At 65.6% G+C, this 15,767-nt stretch carries 16 protein-coding genes; 3 read left to right on the forward strand and 13 right to left on the reverse strand.

The window, feature by feature from the left end; all coding sequences use genetic code 11:
- Window positions 1-6: 6 nt before the first annotated feature.
- The gene (locus ISG32_RS27835) at window positions 7-756 is read right to left on the reverse strand and encodes a DUF2242 domain-containing protein (RefSeq protein WP_323745960.1); all 750 of its coding nucleotides are present in this window, start codon (window positions 754-756) and stop codon (window positions 7-9) included.
- A gap of 251 nt (window positions 757-1,007) precedes the next feature.
- Here ISG32_RS27835 and ISG32_RS19565 point away from each other — a divergent pair, with 251 nt between their 5' ends.
- Entirely contained in the window at window positions 1,008-1,394 is a 387-nt protein-coding gene (locus ISG32_RS19565) for an Hsp20/alpha crystallin family protein (protein ID WP_194772860.1), read from the forward strand.
- A gap of 300 nt (window positions 1,395-1,694) precedes the next feature.
- On the opposite strand, the gene argE is transcribed toward ISG32_RS19565, so the two are convergent.
- The 5 genes from argE to ISG32_RS19590 are packed head-to-tail and all read right to left on the reverse strand — an operon-like array spanning window position 1,695 to window position 7,652.
- Window positions 1,695-2,849: an acetylornithine deacetylase gene (gene argE, locus ISG32_RS19570; protein ID WP_194772698.1), complete on the reverse strand. Its 1,155-nt coding sequence runs from the start codon at window positions 2,847-2,849 to the stop codon at window positions 1,695-1,697.
- A gap of 42 nt (window positions 2,850-2,891) precedes the next feature.
- A complete protein-coding gene (locus ISG32_RS19575) occupies window positions 2,892-4,094 on the reverse strand; it encodes an ABC transporter permease (RefSeq protein ID WP_194772699.1) in 1,203 nt (400 codons plus the stop codon).
- Entirely contained in the window at window positions 4,094-4,831 is a 738-nt protein-coding gene (locus ISG32_RS19580) for an ABC transporter ATP-binding protein (RefSeq protein WP_323745961.1), read from the reverse strand. Before ISG32_RS19580 ends, ISG32_RS19575 begins: the two co-directional genes overlap by 1 nt.
- On the reverse strand, window positions 4,828-6,219 hold the full coding sequence (locus ISG32_RS19585; protein ID WP_194772700.1) for an efflux RND transporter periplasmic adaptor subunit: 1,392 nt from the start codon (window positions 6,217-6,219) through the stop codon (window positions 4,828-4,830). Before ISG32_RS19585 ends, ISG32_RS19580 begins: the two co-directional genes overlap by 4 nt.
- Window positions 6,216-7,652 (reverse strand): efflux transporter outer membrane subunit, encoded by a 1,437-nt coding sequence (locus ISG32_RS19590; RefSeq protein ID WP_194772701.1) that lies wholly within the window; start codon window positions 7,650-7,652, stop codon window positions 6,216-6,218. Before ISG32_RS19590 ends, ISG32_RS19585 begins: the two co-directional genes overlap by 4 nt.
- 440 nt (window positions 7,653-8,092) lie before the next feature.
- On the opposite strand from ISG32_RS19590, the gene wrbA reads away from it, so the two are divergent.
- On the forward strand, window positions 8,093-8,695 hold the full coding sequence (gene wrbA, locus ISG32_RS19595) for an NAD(P)H:quinone oxidoreductase (protein WP_194772702.1): 603 nt from the start codon (window positions 8,093-8,095) through the stop codon (window positions 8,693-8,695).
- A 153-nt stretch (window positions 8,696-8,848) separates the two neighbouring features.
- Here the strand turns inward: wrbA and tsaD are convergent, their stop codons facing one another.
- The 5 genes from tsaD to ISG32_RS19620 all read right to left on the reverse strand — a co-directional run bounded on the left by tsaD (window position 8,849) and on the right by ISG32_RS19620 (window position 12,362).
- The gene (tsaD, locus tag ISG32_RS19600) at window positions 8,849-9,889 is read right to left on the reverse strand and encodes a tRNA (adenosine(37)-N6)-threonylcarbamoyltransferase complex transferase subunit TsaD (RefSeq protein WP_194772703.1); all 1,041 of its coding nucleotides are present in this window, start codon (window positions 9,887-9,889) and stop codon (window positions 8,849-8,851) included.
- A 57-nt stretch (window positions 9,890-9,946) separates the two neighbouring features.
- Window positions 9,947-10,369, reverse strand: a complete 423-nt coding sequence (locus ISG32_RS19605; RefSeq protein ID WP_194772704.1) for a hypothetical protein — start codon at window positions 10,367-10,369, stop codon at window positions 9,947-9,949.
- A 24-nt stretch (window positions 10,370-10,393) separates the two neighbouring features.
- The gene (locus tag ISG32_RS19610) at window positions 10,394-10,840 is read right to left on the reverse strand and encodes a CBS domain-containing protein (protein WP_194772705.1); all 447 of its coding nucleotides are present in this window, start codon (window positions 10,838-10,840) and stop codon (window positions 10,394-10,396) included.
- A gap of 314 nt (window positions 10,841-11,154) precedes the next feature.
- Complete coding sequence (locus ISG32_RS19615; protein ID WP_194772706.1) at window positions 11,155-11,871, reverse strand: DUF937 domain-containing protein; 717 nt, start codon at window positions 11,869-11,871, stop codon at window positions 11,155-11,157.
- Window positions 11,872-12,095: 224 nt separating this feature from the next.
- The gene (locus ISG32_RS19620; protein WP_194772707.1) at window positions 12,096-12,362 is read right to left on the reverse strand and encodes a metal/formaldehyde-sensitive transcriptional repressor; all 267 of its coding nucleotides are present in this window, start codon (window positions 12,360-12,362) and stop codon (window positions 12,096-12,098) included.
- Window positions 12,363-12,425: 63 nt separating this feature from the next.
- Here ISG32_RS19620 and dmeF point away from each other — a divergent pair, with 63 nt between their 5' ends.
- Window positions 12,426-13,430 carry a CDF family Co(II)/Ni(II) efflux transporter DmeF gene (gene dmeF, locus ISG32_RS19625; RefSeq protein WP_228529951.1) on the forward strand — a complete coding sequence of 335 codons (1,005 nt, stop codon included), beginning with the start codon at window positions 12,426-12,428 and terminating at the stop codon, window positions 13,428-13,430.
- Here the strand turns inward: dmeF and ISG32_RS19630 are convergent.
- Window positions 13,416-14,144 carry a response regulator gene (locus ISG32_RS19630; protein ID WP_407645079.1) on the reverse strand — a complete coding sequence of 243 codons (729 nt, stop codon included), beginning with the start codon at window positions 14,142-14,144 and terminating at the stop codon, window positions 13,416-13,418. The genes dmeF and ISG32_RS19630 overlap by 15 nt on opposite strands.
- Window positions 14,141-15,637: a sensor histidine kinase efflux regulator BaeS gene (gene baeS, locus ISG32_RS19635; protein WP_323745962.1), complete on the reverse strand. Its 1,497-nt coding sequence runs from the start codon at window positions 15,635-15,637 to the stop codon at window positions 14,141-14,143. The genes ISG32_RS19630 and baeS overlap by 4 nt, the downstream gene beginning before the upstream one ends.
- Window positions 15,638-15,767 lie beyond the last annotated feature (130 nt).

The raw sequence follows: 15,767 nt of genomic DNA on the forward strand, positions 1-15,767 counted from the left end.
TTGGTTTCAATTCGCCTTGGCGGGTGCGTCTGCTGCAGGAATTTCAGTTGTGGCCTTTTCTGGCGCGGCGGCTGGCAAGGGCATCTCCTGGATCGGCTGCACCTTCGGAACAACGACCGGCGCGGTCACCGGCGTGGCGATGGGCACGGCCTCCACCGTCACCGGCGGCGCGGGCTGCACAGTCGACACGGGCGACACGGACGACGTTTCATTGCGCACCGGATGGTAGGCCGTGACGCTCGGGTTGGATTCCACGTTCATGATCGCGCGGGCCTGCGACTCGGATTCGGGCGAAGGCGCCGTATTGGATGCCACCGGCACGTAGCGATCGAACAGCTGGAAGAACAGCTCATAGAAACGCGGATCGGAGACGGTCTCGCTGCCCACCTTGACCAGCGTGTCCTCCGTCGCGCTCACCGGCAGCGACACCGAGCCGATGGCTCCGACGCCCAGCGACGCCGAGTTGTTGATCTTCTTGATCACATAGCGGTCCTGCAGCGCGCTCGCATAGGCGGCGGTCTTCTCGTCGCCCTTGCCTTCCGGCGCACAGACCACGCGCATCTCGACCTGATAGTGGATCTCGTTGTTGGGCTGGAAGTACTTGCGGCCCGACACCAGTTCGTCGGTGGCCGTGTTCACCAGATAGCCCTGGCTGAGCAACGCGCGGCGCGCGGCTTCGCAGGTTCTCGTCTGCGACGCGTTCACGTGGCGCGTGTACATGCCGGTGTTGTCGAAATCGGCCGGACTGAAGGGCACGGCCGGACGATCCAGACCAGGCATGGAACTGGGCAACGAACCGCAGCCGCTTAACAACAAAGTGGTGCCGACTGCGACGCCGGCAGCCAGCCAGAAGGAATGACGTGGTTGAAGCATACAAAGCGGGGTCGCGCGAGGCGATCTTAAAAATTTGGCAGACATGGCTCTTGAAATGCCTGACTTCTCTCCCATTTTCTCAACAAGCGCGCGACATGTTCAAAAAATGTTCTGAATCCCACAGGAGTCTAGAGATGATTTTCGCACCCGTTATCGGCCGTCATGCAGCATTTGGTATCCCCCGCGTTTCCGACGAGGCCGTGCAACGCTTTCTGCGCAGCACATTGCAGAGCGCAGCCCCCGAAAAGGATGTCCACGTCAGCAAGGATGACAATGGCGTCGTCACGCTGCAACTCGACGTTCCGGGCCTGAGCCGCGAGCAGTTGCAGATCCGCATCGAGGGCAAGCAAGTGCATCTCTCCAGCATTGAAGGTGCGCCTCGCAATGTGCGACGCAGCTGGGAGCTGGCCGATGAAATCGACGCCTCCGCCAGCGGTGCCAAGCTCGAGAACGGGGTGTTGACCCTCACGCTCTCGAAGCTTGCCCCCGTGGACAAGAGCGTGCAGCTCGCGATCAACTGAGGCTTTCGTTATCGTTCACCGAGACCGTTCATGCATAGCAAGGGAAAGGCAGCTCCAGGGCTGCCTTTTCTTTTTTGCTTGTGTTGTTTTACGCTGCCTTTGGCAGCGATTGCTTGGTCGTTTTGGGACGTCGATAAACGCTTTCATGCGTCGTTGCACCTCCTTGCCGTGCAGGAGTACTGTCTGCGTCGGTGGCGCCTAGCCTGAAAGCGTTTCTCGGCGTTGGGGTGGGTGATTCAAACGCCCCGCTCGCTTCGTTGGCCCGCTACCCCAAGACATGGTGAATTCGGAGTCGGCTTTTCAAACCAGCGATTGGCCTATCTTTCGCAGGAAACGCTCGCATGATTCGAGCTGTTCGATGTCTACATACTCATCCGGCTTGTGGGCCTGCTCTATCGAGCCCGGGCCGCACACTACCGTGGGGATGCCCATGTTGAGAAACAGACCTGCTTCGGTGGCGTAGGCGACCTTGCGTTTGTGCTGGTCCGCGGTGAGCGCGCGCACCAGCTGGGTGATGGCGGCGTCTTCGGATGCGTCGAAGGCGGGGGCGTTGGCGCCGATTTCTATGTCGATGCGGGCGTCGGCGAATTCCTTGCGCATGCGCGGCAACAGCTCGGTCTGCACGTAGGCATCGACCTCGCCTTGGATGCGCTCGGCCGACATGCCCGGGAGATTGCGGAATTCGTAGACGAATTCGCAGAGCTCGGGGATGGTGTTGACCGCGATGCCGCCCTGGATCTGGTTGGTGGTCATCGTGGTGAAAGGCACGTCAAAGAATTCGTCGTAAGGGCCGCGCTCCTTGAAGTGCTCGGCGATGTCACGGATGCGGCAGATCAGGCGGGCGGCGTATTCGATGGCGTTCGTGCCGCTCGGCGTGAGCGATGAATGCGCGGCCCGGCCATGCACGCGGCAGCGGTGCACGTTGATGCCCTTGTTGGCCACGACGACCTGCATGCTCGTGGGCTCGCCCACGATGCAGCCGTCGAACTTCGCGCCGCGCAGCTGAAGCTCCTTGAGCATCACCGGCGCACCCACGCAGCCCACCTCCTCGTCATAGGACAGCGCAAAGTGCAGCGGCTTGGCACGCGGCATCGCCTTGTATTCAGGCACCAGCGCCAGCCCAGCGGCGATGAAGCCCTTCATGTCGCAGCTGCCGCGTCCGTAGAGTCGACCATCCCGTTCGGTCAGCACGAACGGCTGGCTGTTCCATTGCTGGCCGTCGACCGGCACCACATCGGTATGGCCCGAGAGCACGATGCCGCCCTCGGTCCGGCCATCGGCTGCGGGCAGCGTGGCGAACAGGTTGGCCTTGTCGCCTGCGGGCGAGTGCATCAGCTCGACGCGTGCGCCTTGCGCCGCCAGCGCATCGCGCACGCATTCAATGAGCTGCAGGTTGGAGTTGCGGCTGGTGGTGTCGAAGGACACCAGTTTTTCCAGCCATTCGCGGGTGTTCATCCAGATCATCGACGCAGTGTACGCTGCGCCGATGACCGGATTTCATTCGTGGCGCAACGCGTCGATCGGATCGAGCCGCGCAGCACGACGCGCCGGGAAGTACCCGAACACCACGCCGATTGCCGCCGAGAACACGAAGCTCAGCAGATTCACGCCCGGGCTGAACATGTAGGGCACCTGCATGAGCTGCGAGAGGCCGAGCGACGCCAGCGTCGCGAGCACGATGCCGATCAGTCCGCCGATCGCCGCGAGCACCACGGCTTCGATGAGAAACTGCAGCAGCACATCGCGCTCCAGCGCGCCGATGGCCAGACGCAGACCGATCTCGCGCGTGCGTTCGGTCACGCTCACCAGCATGATGTTCATGATGCCGATGCCGCCTACCAAAAGGCTCACCGCCGCCACCGCGCCGAGCAGCATGGTCAGCACCTTGGTGGTGCCCGAGAGCGTGTCGGCGAGCTGCTTGGTGTCGAGAATGTTGAAGTTGTTCTCGTCACCCTTGGCGAGCTTGCGCTGCTCGCGCAGCAGGCTGTTCAAGCTGGACTTCACGCGTTCGGGATCGCTTTCGTCCTGCATCGAAATCAGCAGCGTGTTCACCCGCGTGTTGCCGGTCAGGCGGCGCTGCATGGTCTTCAGCGGGATCAGCACCATGTCGTCCTGGTCGTTGCCGAACGCGCCCTGCCCCTTGGAGCCGAGCACGCCGATCACCTCGCACGAAAACGCCTTCACGCGCAGGCGCTCGCCGAGCACGTCATCCTTGCCGAAGAGCTCGCGGCGCACGGTCTCGCCGATGATGCAGACGGCCGAACCTGCCTTCATCTCATCGGCGGTGAACTCCCGGCCCTGCACCAGCGGCCAGTTGCCGGTGACGAGCCAGGCGTTGGTGCTGCCGATCACGCTGCTCGACCAGTTGCGGCCGCCCGCGACCAGCGTCGCGGCGGAGCGCGCCTCGGGCGCCACCGCGAGAATGCCGCCGATCTGTTGGGCGATGATGTCGGCATCGGTGTCCTTGAACGAGGGCGCGGTCGCCGATCCCGGCCCCATGCGCTGGCCCGGCCGCACCTGCAGCAGATTGGTGCCAAGGCCCGAAATCTGCTCCTGCACCGCGCGCGTCGCGCCGTTGCCCAGCGTGACCATGGTGATCACCGCGCTCACGCCGATCACGATGCCGAGCACCGTGAGAAACGAGCGCAGCAGGTTGCGGCGGATGGAACGCAATGCCAGCCAAATCGTGTTGAACAGCATCAGTGGGCCTCCGCCGGATTCGCCCGCAGCATGAACGGCTCGTTGGGCACGTCGCTGTCCATCATGCCGTCCTTGAAGCGCACGATGCGCCGCGCGTAGGCCGCCATGTCGGGCTCGTGCGTCACCATGATCACGGTGATGCCGTGCTCCACGTTGAGCTGCCAGAGCAGCTCCATGATCTCGTAGCTGCGCTGCGTGTCGAGGTTGCCGGTAGGCTCATCGGCGAGCAGCACCAGCGGCTCGGTCACGATGGCGCGCGCGATCGCCACGCGCTGCTGCTGGCCGCCCGACAGCTCGGACGGTCCATGGTGCTCCCAGCCCGTGAGCCCCACCGCAGCCAATGCTTTTTTCGCCGCGGCGTGACGCTCGGCGGGCGCTTCGCCGCGATACAAAAGCGGCAGCTCGACGTTCTCCTGCGCCGAGGTGCGCGGCAGCAGGTGAAAGCCCTGGAAGACGAAGCCAAGGTACTGGCGACGCAGGAGCGCACGCTCGTCGCGCGTGAGGTTCTCCACATGCGCGCCCTTGAAAAGATACTCGCCGGTGGTGGGCCGGTCCAGACAGCCGATGGTGTTCATCGCCGTGGACTTGCCCGATCCGCTCGGCCCCATGATGGCCACGAAGTCGCCCTGCGCGATCTGCAGGTTCACGCCCTTGAGCGCCTGAAACGCGAGCGCGCCCGTGCCGTAAGTCCTCGTCACGTTGCGCAGCTCGATCAGCGGAGTCGCGCTCGTCGTCATCCCTTGGCTCCCTTCGCTCCCGCAACGCGCTGATCGGTGATCACGCGCATGCCCGGCTGCAGCTGGTCGCCGGTGACCTCGGTGCTGCGGCCATCGGAGATGCCGGTGTGCACCAGAACAGGACGTGCCGTGCCGCCCTCGTCGACCCAGATGCGGCGTTCGCCCGCAGGCAAGGCGGGCTCGTCCCCGCCCTTGCCCGATCCGCCGCCCATGCGCGGTGGGCGTGGCATGAGCTGGCCCATGATGCCGCCGCCGCTGCCACCGCTGCCCTTGGCCTTGTCACCCCCAGCGCCCGAAGGCCCCGAGGCGGGTGCCGGAGCCCCTGCGGCCGCGCCCGACGGCGTGAAGCGCAGCGCCGCGTTCGGCACCAGCAGCACGTCCTTGCGCTGCGTGGAAACGATGGTGGCCGATGCCGTCATGCCGGGACGCAGCGTGCGGTCCTCGTTGTTCACGTTCAGGCGCGTGGTGTAGGTCACCACGTTGTCGGTGGTCGTCGATCCGAAGGCCACGCGCGCCACCTTGGCGGGAAAACTGCGGCCCGGCCAGGCGCTCACGGTGAAGCTCGCACTCTGGTCCTGCTGGACGCTGCCGACATCGGCCTCGTCCACGTTCACGTCCAGCCGCAACTGCGACAGATCTTCGGCCAGCGTGAACAGCGTCACGGCCTGCAGCGATGCGGCCACGGCGTTGCCGGGCTCGACCGCGCGCGTGAGCACCACCCCGTCGATCGGCGAGACCACGGACGCCTTGGACAGATTGGTCTCATCGGACGCAAGCGCCGCCTTGGCGTCGCGCACCGACGCGGAGGCCGAATTCTGCGATGCGATCGCGCGGTCCAGCGTCGCCTTGCCGGTGTCCATCTCGCTCGCCGCCGGCACCTTGCCGCCCGAGATGCGGTGCACCTCCTGCAGACGCTTGAGGCTGGCCTCCGCCTCCGCCGCCGTGGCGTTGGCCTCGGCGAGCTTGGCCTGAGCCGAGGCGAGCGACGCGCGCGAACGCTCGACCTGCGAGCGCAGCTTGGTCGGGTCGAGCTCGACCAGCACCTGGCCCTTCTTCACATGGTCGTTCACGTCGACCAGCACCCGCGCCACCGTGCCCGAGAGTTCGCTGCCGATGGTCACCGAGCGCGTGGGCTGCAGCGTGCCGTTGGCCATCACGGTGAGCGTGATGTCGCCCTTGACTGCCGGTTGGCTCACGAACTGCGGTGCGGCCTTGGCTGCACTGTTCTTGCTCCACGCATAGACGCCGCCCGCCGCCACGACCAGCGCGGCCACGCCGAGCCAGACCGTCGTGCGCTGCCACCATCTGCGCGACGCGCCGGTGCCCAGCAGATCGCGCTTGGCCTGTTCTGCGGAGGTGGATGTGGGGTTCTGCTGCTGCTCGCTCATGGCTTACCTGCCTGGGAAATCTGTGAATCGGGTGGGGTGTCGGCATTGGCCAATTCGGGGGACCAGCCGCCGCCCAGCGCCTTGTAGAGACGCACATGGTCCTGCAGCAGGCTGGCCTCGGTGCTCACCACGCTGTCCTGCGCGGAGAGCAGGCTGCGCTGGGTCTCCAGCACGGTCTGGAAGTCCACCAGCCCGCTGCCGTACTGCTGCAGCGCAAGCAGACTGGCATTTTCAGCCGCCTCGGCCGCGATGCGCAGTTCCGCCAGTCTGGCGCCGTCGCCCCCGATGGTGGAGAGCGCGTCCTCGACCTCCTTGAGCGCCGTGAGCACCGTGGTCTGGTAGCCGCTGCGCGACTGCTCGAGCGCGGCGATCTGCGCCTCTACCTGAGCGCGCAGCGCACCTCCGTCGAACACCGGCACCGACAGCCCGCCAAGAATCGAGGCCGCCACGGCGGAGCCGCCGCTCAGGGCGCCCAGCGTCGCCGCGCCCAGCCCCAGCGATCCGCTGAGTTTGAGACTCGGATAGCGCGAGGCCTGGGCCTGATCGACCCGCGAGAGCGCAGCGCGTACCTGCTCGCCCGCCTGCCACACATCGGGACGCTGGCGCAGCGTGTCGGCGGGAAATCTCAAGGTCAGTTGCTGCGGCACCTGCGGCATGTTGTGTACCGCCGCAAGCTGCCGGTCCAGCGCTTCGGGCGTTTGCCCGGTCAGCACGGCAAGGCCGTGACGGCTCTGCGCAATGGAGCTCTCGAGCGCGGGCAACTGCGCCGCCGTCTGCTGCACCTGCGTGCGCGATTGTTCGACCACGAGCGAGGTGGTCAACCCCGCCTGACGCCGCCACTCGGTGATCTGCAGGGTTTCGCGCTGGCTCTTGAGATTGTTCTCGGCGATCACGAGGCGCTGCTGCGCGCCGCGCAGATCGACATAGGCCAGCGCCACCTCGGCCGAGAGCGACACGCGCGCGCCTTCAAGAGCCGCGCGGGTGGCGGCCAGATCCGCCTCGCTCGCCGCAACGCCCGCCTGCAGCTTGCCGAACAGATCGATCTCCCAGCTCGCGTCGAGCCCGGTGCTCAGGTAGTTCGAGCTGCCGTTGTTGCCCTGCCGCGAACGCTGTGCCGACGCCGATGCGCCTGCGCTGGGCAGAAGGCCCGCACGCGTCTGCTCGGCCTGCGCACGCGCCTGCACGACCGCCTGCTGGGCACCGCGCAGACCGGGATTGGCGGCAAGCGCCTGCTCAATCAGCGCGGTCAGCTGCGCATCGCCGAGCTGATCCCACCAGCGAATCAGTGCTTCGTCAGCCCCCGTGGTCTGCGACGCGCCCGCGCCCGTCCAGTTCTGCGGCACCGCGATCTGCGCGCTCTCGCCTGGAAGGCTGCGATCGACGGACAGCGTCGAACACCCCGCGATCAGCAGCGCCAGCCCCAGAACGCTCATCCTCGTGAGCGACCTGCCCGCCAAGCCCGCCGTGGGCGGAGGCTCCCGCCGTGAAAAAGTGGTTGGAGAATAAATGTGGAACATGATTGACTTTCGACTGCCTCGCCGCCCATCCGGCCCACGGAATCCTCCCGTGCTGCAAGCGCATCTCGATTTGTAACTTTCGTCGATTGTCACCCCGCCTTTTGTAGCGCTGACATCGGGCGTGTGAAGCCTCTGTAAACAATCAAAAGAATCGCGAATCGACACGTTGATTCGGGCAGTCATCCGACAGAAAGCACCGGACAACTCGCGAAGAATGCTGCCATTGCGCACTTTCTATCAGAACGCACTGTCTCAGAGATCGAGACAATGAATTCGCCGATTGGCGACACAATGCGTCCATCGACTCCTTCAGCGTAGACAACCCACCCAACCACCACTCCCATCAAGGAATCCAAATGGCAAAAGTTCTCGTGCTCTATCATTCCATGTACGGTCATATCGAATCCATGGCCGACGCCATCGCCGAAGGCGCCAAGAGCGTGCCCGGCGCTGAGGTAACGATCAAGCGCGTGCCCGAAACCATGCCCACCGACGTGTTCAAGAACGCTGGCGGCAAGGCCGATCAGGTCGCTCCCGTGGCCTCCCCCGCCGAACTGGCGGACTACGACGCGATCATCGTCGGCACCCCCACCCGCTTCGGCAACATGTCGGCGCAGATGCGCAACTTCTGGGACCAGACCGGCGGCCTCTGGGCCAAGGGCGCGCTGGTCGGCAAGGTGGCGAGCGTGTTCGTCTCCACCGGCACCGGCGGCGGCCAGGAAATGACAGCCGTGACGACCTGGGCCACACTCGCTCACCATGGCATGCTGATCGTTCCCGTCGGCTACCGCTTCCCCGAGCAGACCAACCTGACCGCTGTGAAGGGCGGCAACTCGCCCTACGGCGCCACGACCATCGCCGGTCCGGACGGCTCGCGCCAGCCCCATTCCGACGAATTGCTCATCGCCCGTGGTCAGGGCAAGGCAGTGGCCGAACTGGCCGTGAAGCTGGCCCGATAAGCTGAGAAGAATCACACCCTGAGTCGCTTCGCGGCTGCCCCCTGCGCCGCGTCAGATGCGTGCATGGTGGGAGGCGTGAGGCCCCCAGGGGCCACTGATTCTCAAATGACAAACGGCTCCCTCGGGAGCCGTTTGTCATTGTGGGTGAATGGATCAGACCAGCGTGTCGAGCGGCCAGCGCGGCTTCACGTCGAAAGCGTATTCCACGTTCGCCTGCTCACGCCCGGCCTGCAGACGCATCGCGGCGGCCATGGCGATCATGGCGCCGTTGTCGGTGCACAGGTGCAGTTCCGGATAGTGCACGCGGATCTTGCGGAGTGCGCAGGCTTCGTTGAGCTGCTCGCGCAGCAGCCTGTTGGCGCCCACGCCACCGGCCACCACCACGCGCTTCATGCCGGTCTGATCGAGCGCGGCCAGTGTTTTCTTGACCAGCACCTCGACGATCGCGGCCTGCGTGCTCGCGGCCAGATCGGCCTTGCGCGCTTCGAGTTCATCGCCAAGCTTCTTGGCCTGCGTGAGCACCGCCGTCTTGAGGCCCGCGAAGGAGAAATCAAGATCGCCCGAATGCAGCAGCGGCCTTGGCAGCTTGAACGCTTTGGGATCGCCACCCTCGGCGAGCTTGGAGAGCACCGGGCCACCGGGATACGGAAGGCCCATCAGCTTGGCGGACTTGTCGAACGCCTCGCCCGCCGCGTCGTCAATCGTTTCGCCCAGAATCTCGTACTCGCCCACGCCATCCACGCGCATGAGCTGCGTGTGACCGCCGGACACCAGCAGCGCCACGAAGGGAAATTCCGGCGGATCGGCGCTCAGGAACGGCGACAGCAGATGCCCTTCCAGGTGGTGCACGCCGAGCACCGGCTTGTCCAGCGACGCCGCGAGCGAGCAGGCCACGCCAGCGCCCACCAGCAGCGCACCGGCCAGGCCCGGGCCGCGCGTGAAGGCGACGACATCGACATCGGTCAGCGAGACACCCGCGTCCGTGAGCACCTTCTGGGTGAGCGGCAGCGCGCGGCGGATATGGTCACGGCTGGCCAGTTCGGGGACAACGCCGCCATAGGCGCGGTGCATCTCGATCTGGCTGTGCAGCGCATGCGAAAGAAGTGCGGGCACGCCCCCATCGTCCGGCACGCGCACAAGGGCCACGCCGGTTTCATCACAGGAGGATTCGAACCCAAGAATCAACGAACTCATGGGTCCCAAGTGTAGTGGCGCGCGCGATTCAAGCCGGCCAAAGGGACAAGCCCGCCCTCACCCGGAATCGCCGAGAGCGCTCGAGCTCACCGCCGCATTCAGCGTGAACGGCGTATCGCGTGCGCCGGGCAGGCTCGCCGGATCGAGCCGGTAGACGCCCCGGATCACCACGGTGAGGCCGTCATGGCGCGAGCGGTGGAACTCGAGCCGCGTGACGTCCACCGTCTGGTGCGCATTGGCCAGATAGACGCTGCCGTCGATGTAGCCGTCGTCCGGGTTCACCGGAAAGTCGAAGCTTTTGCCCGCCAGCGGGGCGAGCATCACCGACGGCAGTTCGATGCCGTCGAGCCGGATCGCGGTGTCGATCAACTCACCTGCGTGCAGAAACGGGGTAAGCATGACGTACAGGCTCGCGTCACCCGGCTCGCCGCTCAGGATGGCATGCCGCGCCTTGAGCAGCGAAGGGGAAAGATCGTCCATGGACGCCGGGCCGTTCCGCTCCGCTCAGGACATGGCGTTGCCGGTGATGTACTGCTCCATCTGCTCGATCAGGAACTGCTGGTGCTGCATGATGTTCTTGACCAGATCGCCGATGGAGATCAACCCCACCACCTTGCCGCCGTCCACCACGGGCAGATGGCGGATGCGGTTGTTGGTCATGAGGCCCATGCAGTCCTCGACGCTGTGGTGCGGCTCGACGAAGCGCACGGCGCGGGTCATCACGTCGGAGATCGGGGTGTCGCCCGACGAGCGCCCCAACAGCACCACCTTGCGAGCGTAGTCACGCTCGGAGAAGATGCCCTCGATGCGGCCGTTGGCGTCGAGCACCATCAGCGCGCCAATGCCCTTTTCTGCCATGATTTTCAGCGCGCTCAGAATCGTTTCGGCGGGTGGAACAGAGTACACCTGAGCTTCAGGCTTGGACTTCAGAACTTCGGCAACCGTCGTCATATCGAGCTCCCAGATCAGACCAGTGGATGAGTCATCACTTGCTTGGCAAGTGCGGCCGTTGCAGTCTTCCATCCATTCATGGCAGGCCATTGACAATGAATTGAAGATTCAACACAAAGACAGTGTTGACCAAGCCGCTGCATTGCGCAACTGGGCGTCATCCCCATCAGGGTTTACCGCTGCAACGGAATGCAACTCCTCTGCGATCACCGCCGTTTTCGGGTCACAAAAAATGGCCGCGTCCCTTGCCGGGAGGCAGCCATTTTTGTGGATGGGCGACAAGGTCCGCGCCAGCGGACCCGCAAGCCGATGGGTCAGCGGCGATTGCCCAGGAAGGTCGTGCCCATCTTGAGCAGATCGCCAATGCCGACCTGGCCGTCGCCGTCCTGGTCAAGCAGGCTGCCCAGCAGACCGCCGCCGAGGCCGCCCTGCTGCTGCACGCGGCTCTTTTCCTGGCCGAGCATATTGCCCAGACCGCCGGAATCCATGCCGCCTGCGCTCACCCGGTTGGCCAAAAATGCCATGACGATGGGGGCCAGCATCTGCAGCAGCTGGCCACCGCCTGCGCCCAGGCCGGTCGCCTGACCCACGCCTGCTTCGGCGCGACCCCGGTTGGCGCCGAAGATGTGACCCAGGATGTCGCCACCGGCGGAGGCCGACGCCCCGCCACCGCCCATGCCGCCACCCAGCACGCTGCCCAGCAGGCCACCCAGCCCGCCCGCGCCAGCGCCACCGGCACCGCCGCCGAGCACGGAGCCCAGCAGTCCGCCCAGATCGAGGCCGCCCGCGCCCATGGCACCCTGGGCCGAAGGCATGTGGTCACGCTCCAGCGCACCGAACAGGGCCTCCGCGCCGCCCGGTTGCTGCGCGTTGTGGCCCAGTGCGCCGAACAGCATCGGCAGCGCGGCACCCACGGCGTTGTCAGCATCCGCTGTGCTGGTGCCCAGTTGCTGGGCAATCTGCTGCAGCGGCGCGCCACGCAGTTGCTCCATCAGTTCGGCGGCCAGGGAAGAGGTGTCATTGGATGTCATGGACGGTCCTTCAAGAAATGAGTCCACGCAGCCGGACTGACTGCGGGGGAAGCGATGTTATTCGGCGAACAGGAATCTACACAGTTGCATGTCCCTACTCGAGACAGGCGGACGATAGTTAACAAATCAGACCGCCTTTCCACGTTCACCATTTTGCACGGGCTTGGAGTCCGCCACGGGGAAAGCGGCCGAAAAAGGGGGCATCGGCCCGCAAGCCAGAAAGACTACTTGAGGTAGCCCCGGAGGACCTCGAGCACCGGTTCGAGCTCCTGCGCCGCCTCCTTGCTGTGCACCGCCACATGCTCGCGCACATGGCTTTCGACGAGCTTGGACATCAGCCCCTGCGTCGCGCCGCGGATCGAGGCGACCTGCTGCAGGATGGCGCCGCAGTCGTCCTCGGCCTCGAGCGCGCGCTCCAATGCCGCGACCTGCCCCGCGATGCGTCGCACGCGGGCGAGCAGCGCCTTCTTGTCCGAGATGGTGTGAGACACGACAAAACACTCCTTGCAAAAGAGAAGATAGGATAGGGGGGTACCCTATATTTCAAATACCCAATGACTTCCTCATTGTCGCCCCGAATGCCGTTGACCGGCGCGCATTCGCACCAGTTCGGCGCCGCCAACCCCATGGCCGAGAAGAACACGCTGCGCGCCACCCTCATCACGCTGGTCATGATGGTGGTGGAGATCACCGGCGGCTACTGGCTCAATTCGATGGCGCTGCTGGCCGATGGCTGGCACATGAGTTCGCATGCACTGGCGCTGGGCATGGCGGTGATCGCCTACGTGCTGGCGCGGCGCCTCGCAAGCGATGCGCGCTTCACCTTCGGCACCTGGAAGATCGAGATCCTCGGCTCGTTCAGCAGCGCGCTGCTGCTGTGTGGAGTGGCGCTGCTGATGTTCGCGCAGTCCGTCGAGCGGCTGTTCGCGCCCCGGCCCATCCACTATGACGAGGCCATCGCGATCGCCGCGCTCGGTCTGCTCGTGAACCTGCTCTGCGCCTGGCTGCTGAAGGATGCGGACCATGGTCACGATCATCACCATGAGCATGGACATGGACATGGACATGGACATGCAAATGATGGGCACGCCGGGCACAGCGCACATGAGCACCGCGACATGAACCTGCGCGCGGCCTACGTGCACGTCATGTCGGATGCCGCCACCTCGGTGCTCGCGATCGTCGCGCTGCTCGGGGGCAAGCTCTGGGGCGCACAGTGGCTGGACCCGCTGATGGGCATCGTCGGCGCGGTGCTGGTTTCCGTGTGGGCATGGGGCCTGCTGCGCCAGTCGGGCCGTGTCCTGCTCGACGCCGAGATGGACGCGCCTGTGGTGCAGGAGGTGCGCGACGTGATCCGCGATGAATTCCCCGCGGCCCGCATCGTTGACCTGCATGTCTGGCGCGTCAGCAAAGACCAATACGCCTGCATCCTCGCGCTGGCGAGCCCCTCTCCGCTTGCGGCGGACGTCGTGCGCCGGGCCCTGTCCATCCATGAGGAACTGGTGCACGTGACCGTCGAAGTGCAGGCCGCCTCCGACGAGGAACTAGCCGCGGCCTGAAAGCTCCAGCCGGAAGCCCACGCCGTACACGGAGCGGATCAGATCGGCCGACGCATCCACGGCCTCGAGCTTGCGTCGCAGGTTCTTGATGTGGCTGTCCACCGCACGGTCGTTCACCGATCGCGGATCGTCATGCAGCCGCGCCAGCAGCTGGTCGCGCGTGAACACATGGCCCGGCGCCGACAGCAGCACTCGCAGCAGCCGGAACTCCACCGGCGTGAGCGGCAGCAGCGCCCCCTTGTAGTAGGCGCGATAGGCCTCGACGTCCATGCGGATCGGCGACTGGGCGCTCAGCCGGTCCTGCTGGCGGTCGTTCTGCACCTGCACGCGCCGCAGAATGGTGCGCACGCGCGCGATCACCTCGCGCGGGCTGAAAGGCGTCTTGCAGATGTAGTCATCCGCGCCCGACTCAAGCCCGTCGAGCCGGTCCGCCTCCTCCACGCGCGCGGTAAGCATGATCACCGGCATGTCGCTGAAGGTGCGCAGCTCGCGGCACAGACTGAGACCGTCGCGGCCCGGCAGCATCAGGTCGAGCAGCACCAGATCGGGCTGCTGGCTGCGCACCTGATCGATGACCGCCGCGCCGTCCGCGATCCAGCTTGCCTCGAAACCGGCGGCGCGCAGATAGTCCATGAGCAGCGAGGCGAGCTTGGGCTCGTCCTCGACGACGAGCACGCGGGCCGTTCTGGTCGATTCCGGATTCGCGGACATCATGCGCGCGCCTCCTCAGCGGCCGCATCGTCGCGCGCGAGCGGCAGGCGCACCGTCATCAGCAGCCCGCCGAGCGGGGAGTGCCGCGCCTCGATCCCGCCGTCATGCGCCTCGATGATGCGGCTGCAGATCGCCAGCCCCAGCCCCGCGCCGCCACTGGCGCGGCTGCGCGAGCCTTCGACGCGGTAGAAGCGATCGAAGATGCGCGTGAGATGTTCGTCATCGACGCCGGGCGCGGAGTCGCTGAGGCTCAACACTGCCTGATCCATCCGGGATTCAGCAGAGATCGCCACCACCCCACCCCGGTCGGTGTAGCGCAGTGCGTTCTCAAGCAGATTGCAGATCAGCTGCTTGAGCCTGCGCGCATCGCCCCGCACCACCAGTTCGCTCGCGTGGTACTGCACATCGAGAGCGATGCCCGCGTCGGCCAACCGCTGTTCATATGCCGGCACCGCCGCGCGCAGCAGTTCCACCAGATCCAGCGGCGTGTGCTGAAACGTCATCGCGCCCGCCTCGGCAAGCGAGAGGTCGTAGAGATCGCTGACCAGCTTGTTGAGCGTCGCGACCTCCGCCTGCAGTGACTTGATCGACTCGCGGGTGAGCGGCCGCACGCCGTCTTCCATCGCCTCGAGCTCGCCGTGCAGAACGCCAAGCGGCGTGCGCAGCTCGTGCGAAAGATCGGCCATGAAGTCGCGCCGCATGCCCTCGTTGCGCTCCATCACGCGGGCCATGTGGTTGAAGTCCGAAGCCAGCTGCCCCACCTCGTCGCGCGGTCCGCTCGACTCATTCACGTCCACGCGGATCGAATAGTCGCCGTCCGCAAGCCGCCGCGTCGCCTTCGCCATTTCGCGCAGCGGCTTGAGCAGCATGCGCGCCACCCACAGCGCGACCAGCGCGGCCATCAGCACCGAGACCGCGCCCATGGTCCAGCTCGCGCGGTACTGGCTGCGCTCGAACCGCACGTCGCCCGCCGCCGTCACGCTCTGGAACGGCGCGGTGACGATGTAGCCGACGATCTTTCCGTCCACCTCCAGCGGCTCGTGCTTGCCCTTGCCGCGCGTGTCGGACAGGCCGACGACGAACTTCCCGTCGGCATCGAGCAAGGTGGTGCGCAGCAGCGCGCCGGTGAGTTCGGCCAGTGGCGGTGACGGATGTACCGAGTGGTGATGGCCGTGCACATCGGTCTGCGGCTCCGCATGCGGGTCAACCGGTGGCAGCGGCCGCAACAGGCTGAACCAGCGCCTGCGCTCGCCACGCAGAAAGTCCCAGTTTTCGCCGTTTTCCCTGTACGCCTCAATGATGCGCGGGCGCGCGGCCTCCAGCCGCTGGGCCTCCTGTTCGTTCAGGTAGCCGAGAAAACCGCGGTTGAAACTCCATTGCGCGGCCAACGCCATCGCCACGACGACGCACACTGCCGTGAACAGCACCGCCAGAAACAGCTTGGCGGTGATGCCCGGCGCCAACCGGCTGAAGAAAGCTTTGGACTGGGAACCCACAACAAGGAGGGCATGCGCCCCCGGCCATGAAAACCGGCCATTAAACATCAATCCTTCAGAATGGAGCTATCAACGGGTTTCTCGGTACGTGAACTGCCGTTCCAAAGCCCGAGAATGTCGCAGCCCCGGC

Origin of the sequence: Diaphorobacter caeni (assembly GCF_015354245.1) — a bacterium.
Classification (GTDB): domain Bacteria; phylum Pseudomonadota; class Gammaproteobacteria; order Burkholderiales; family Burkholderiaceae_C; genus Diaphorobacter_A; species Diaphorobacter_A caeni.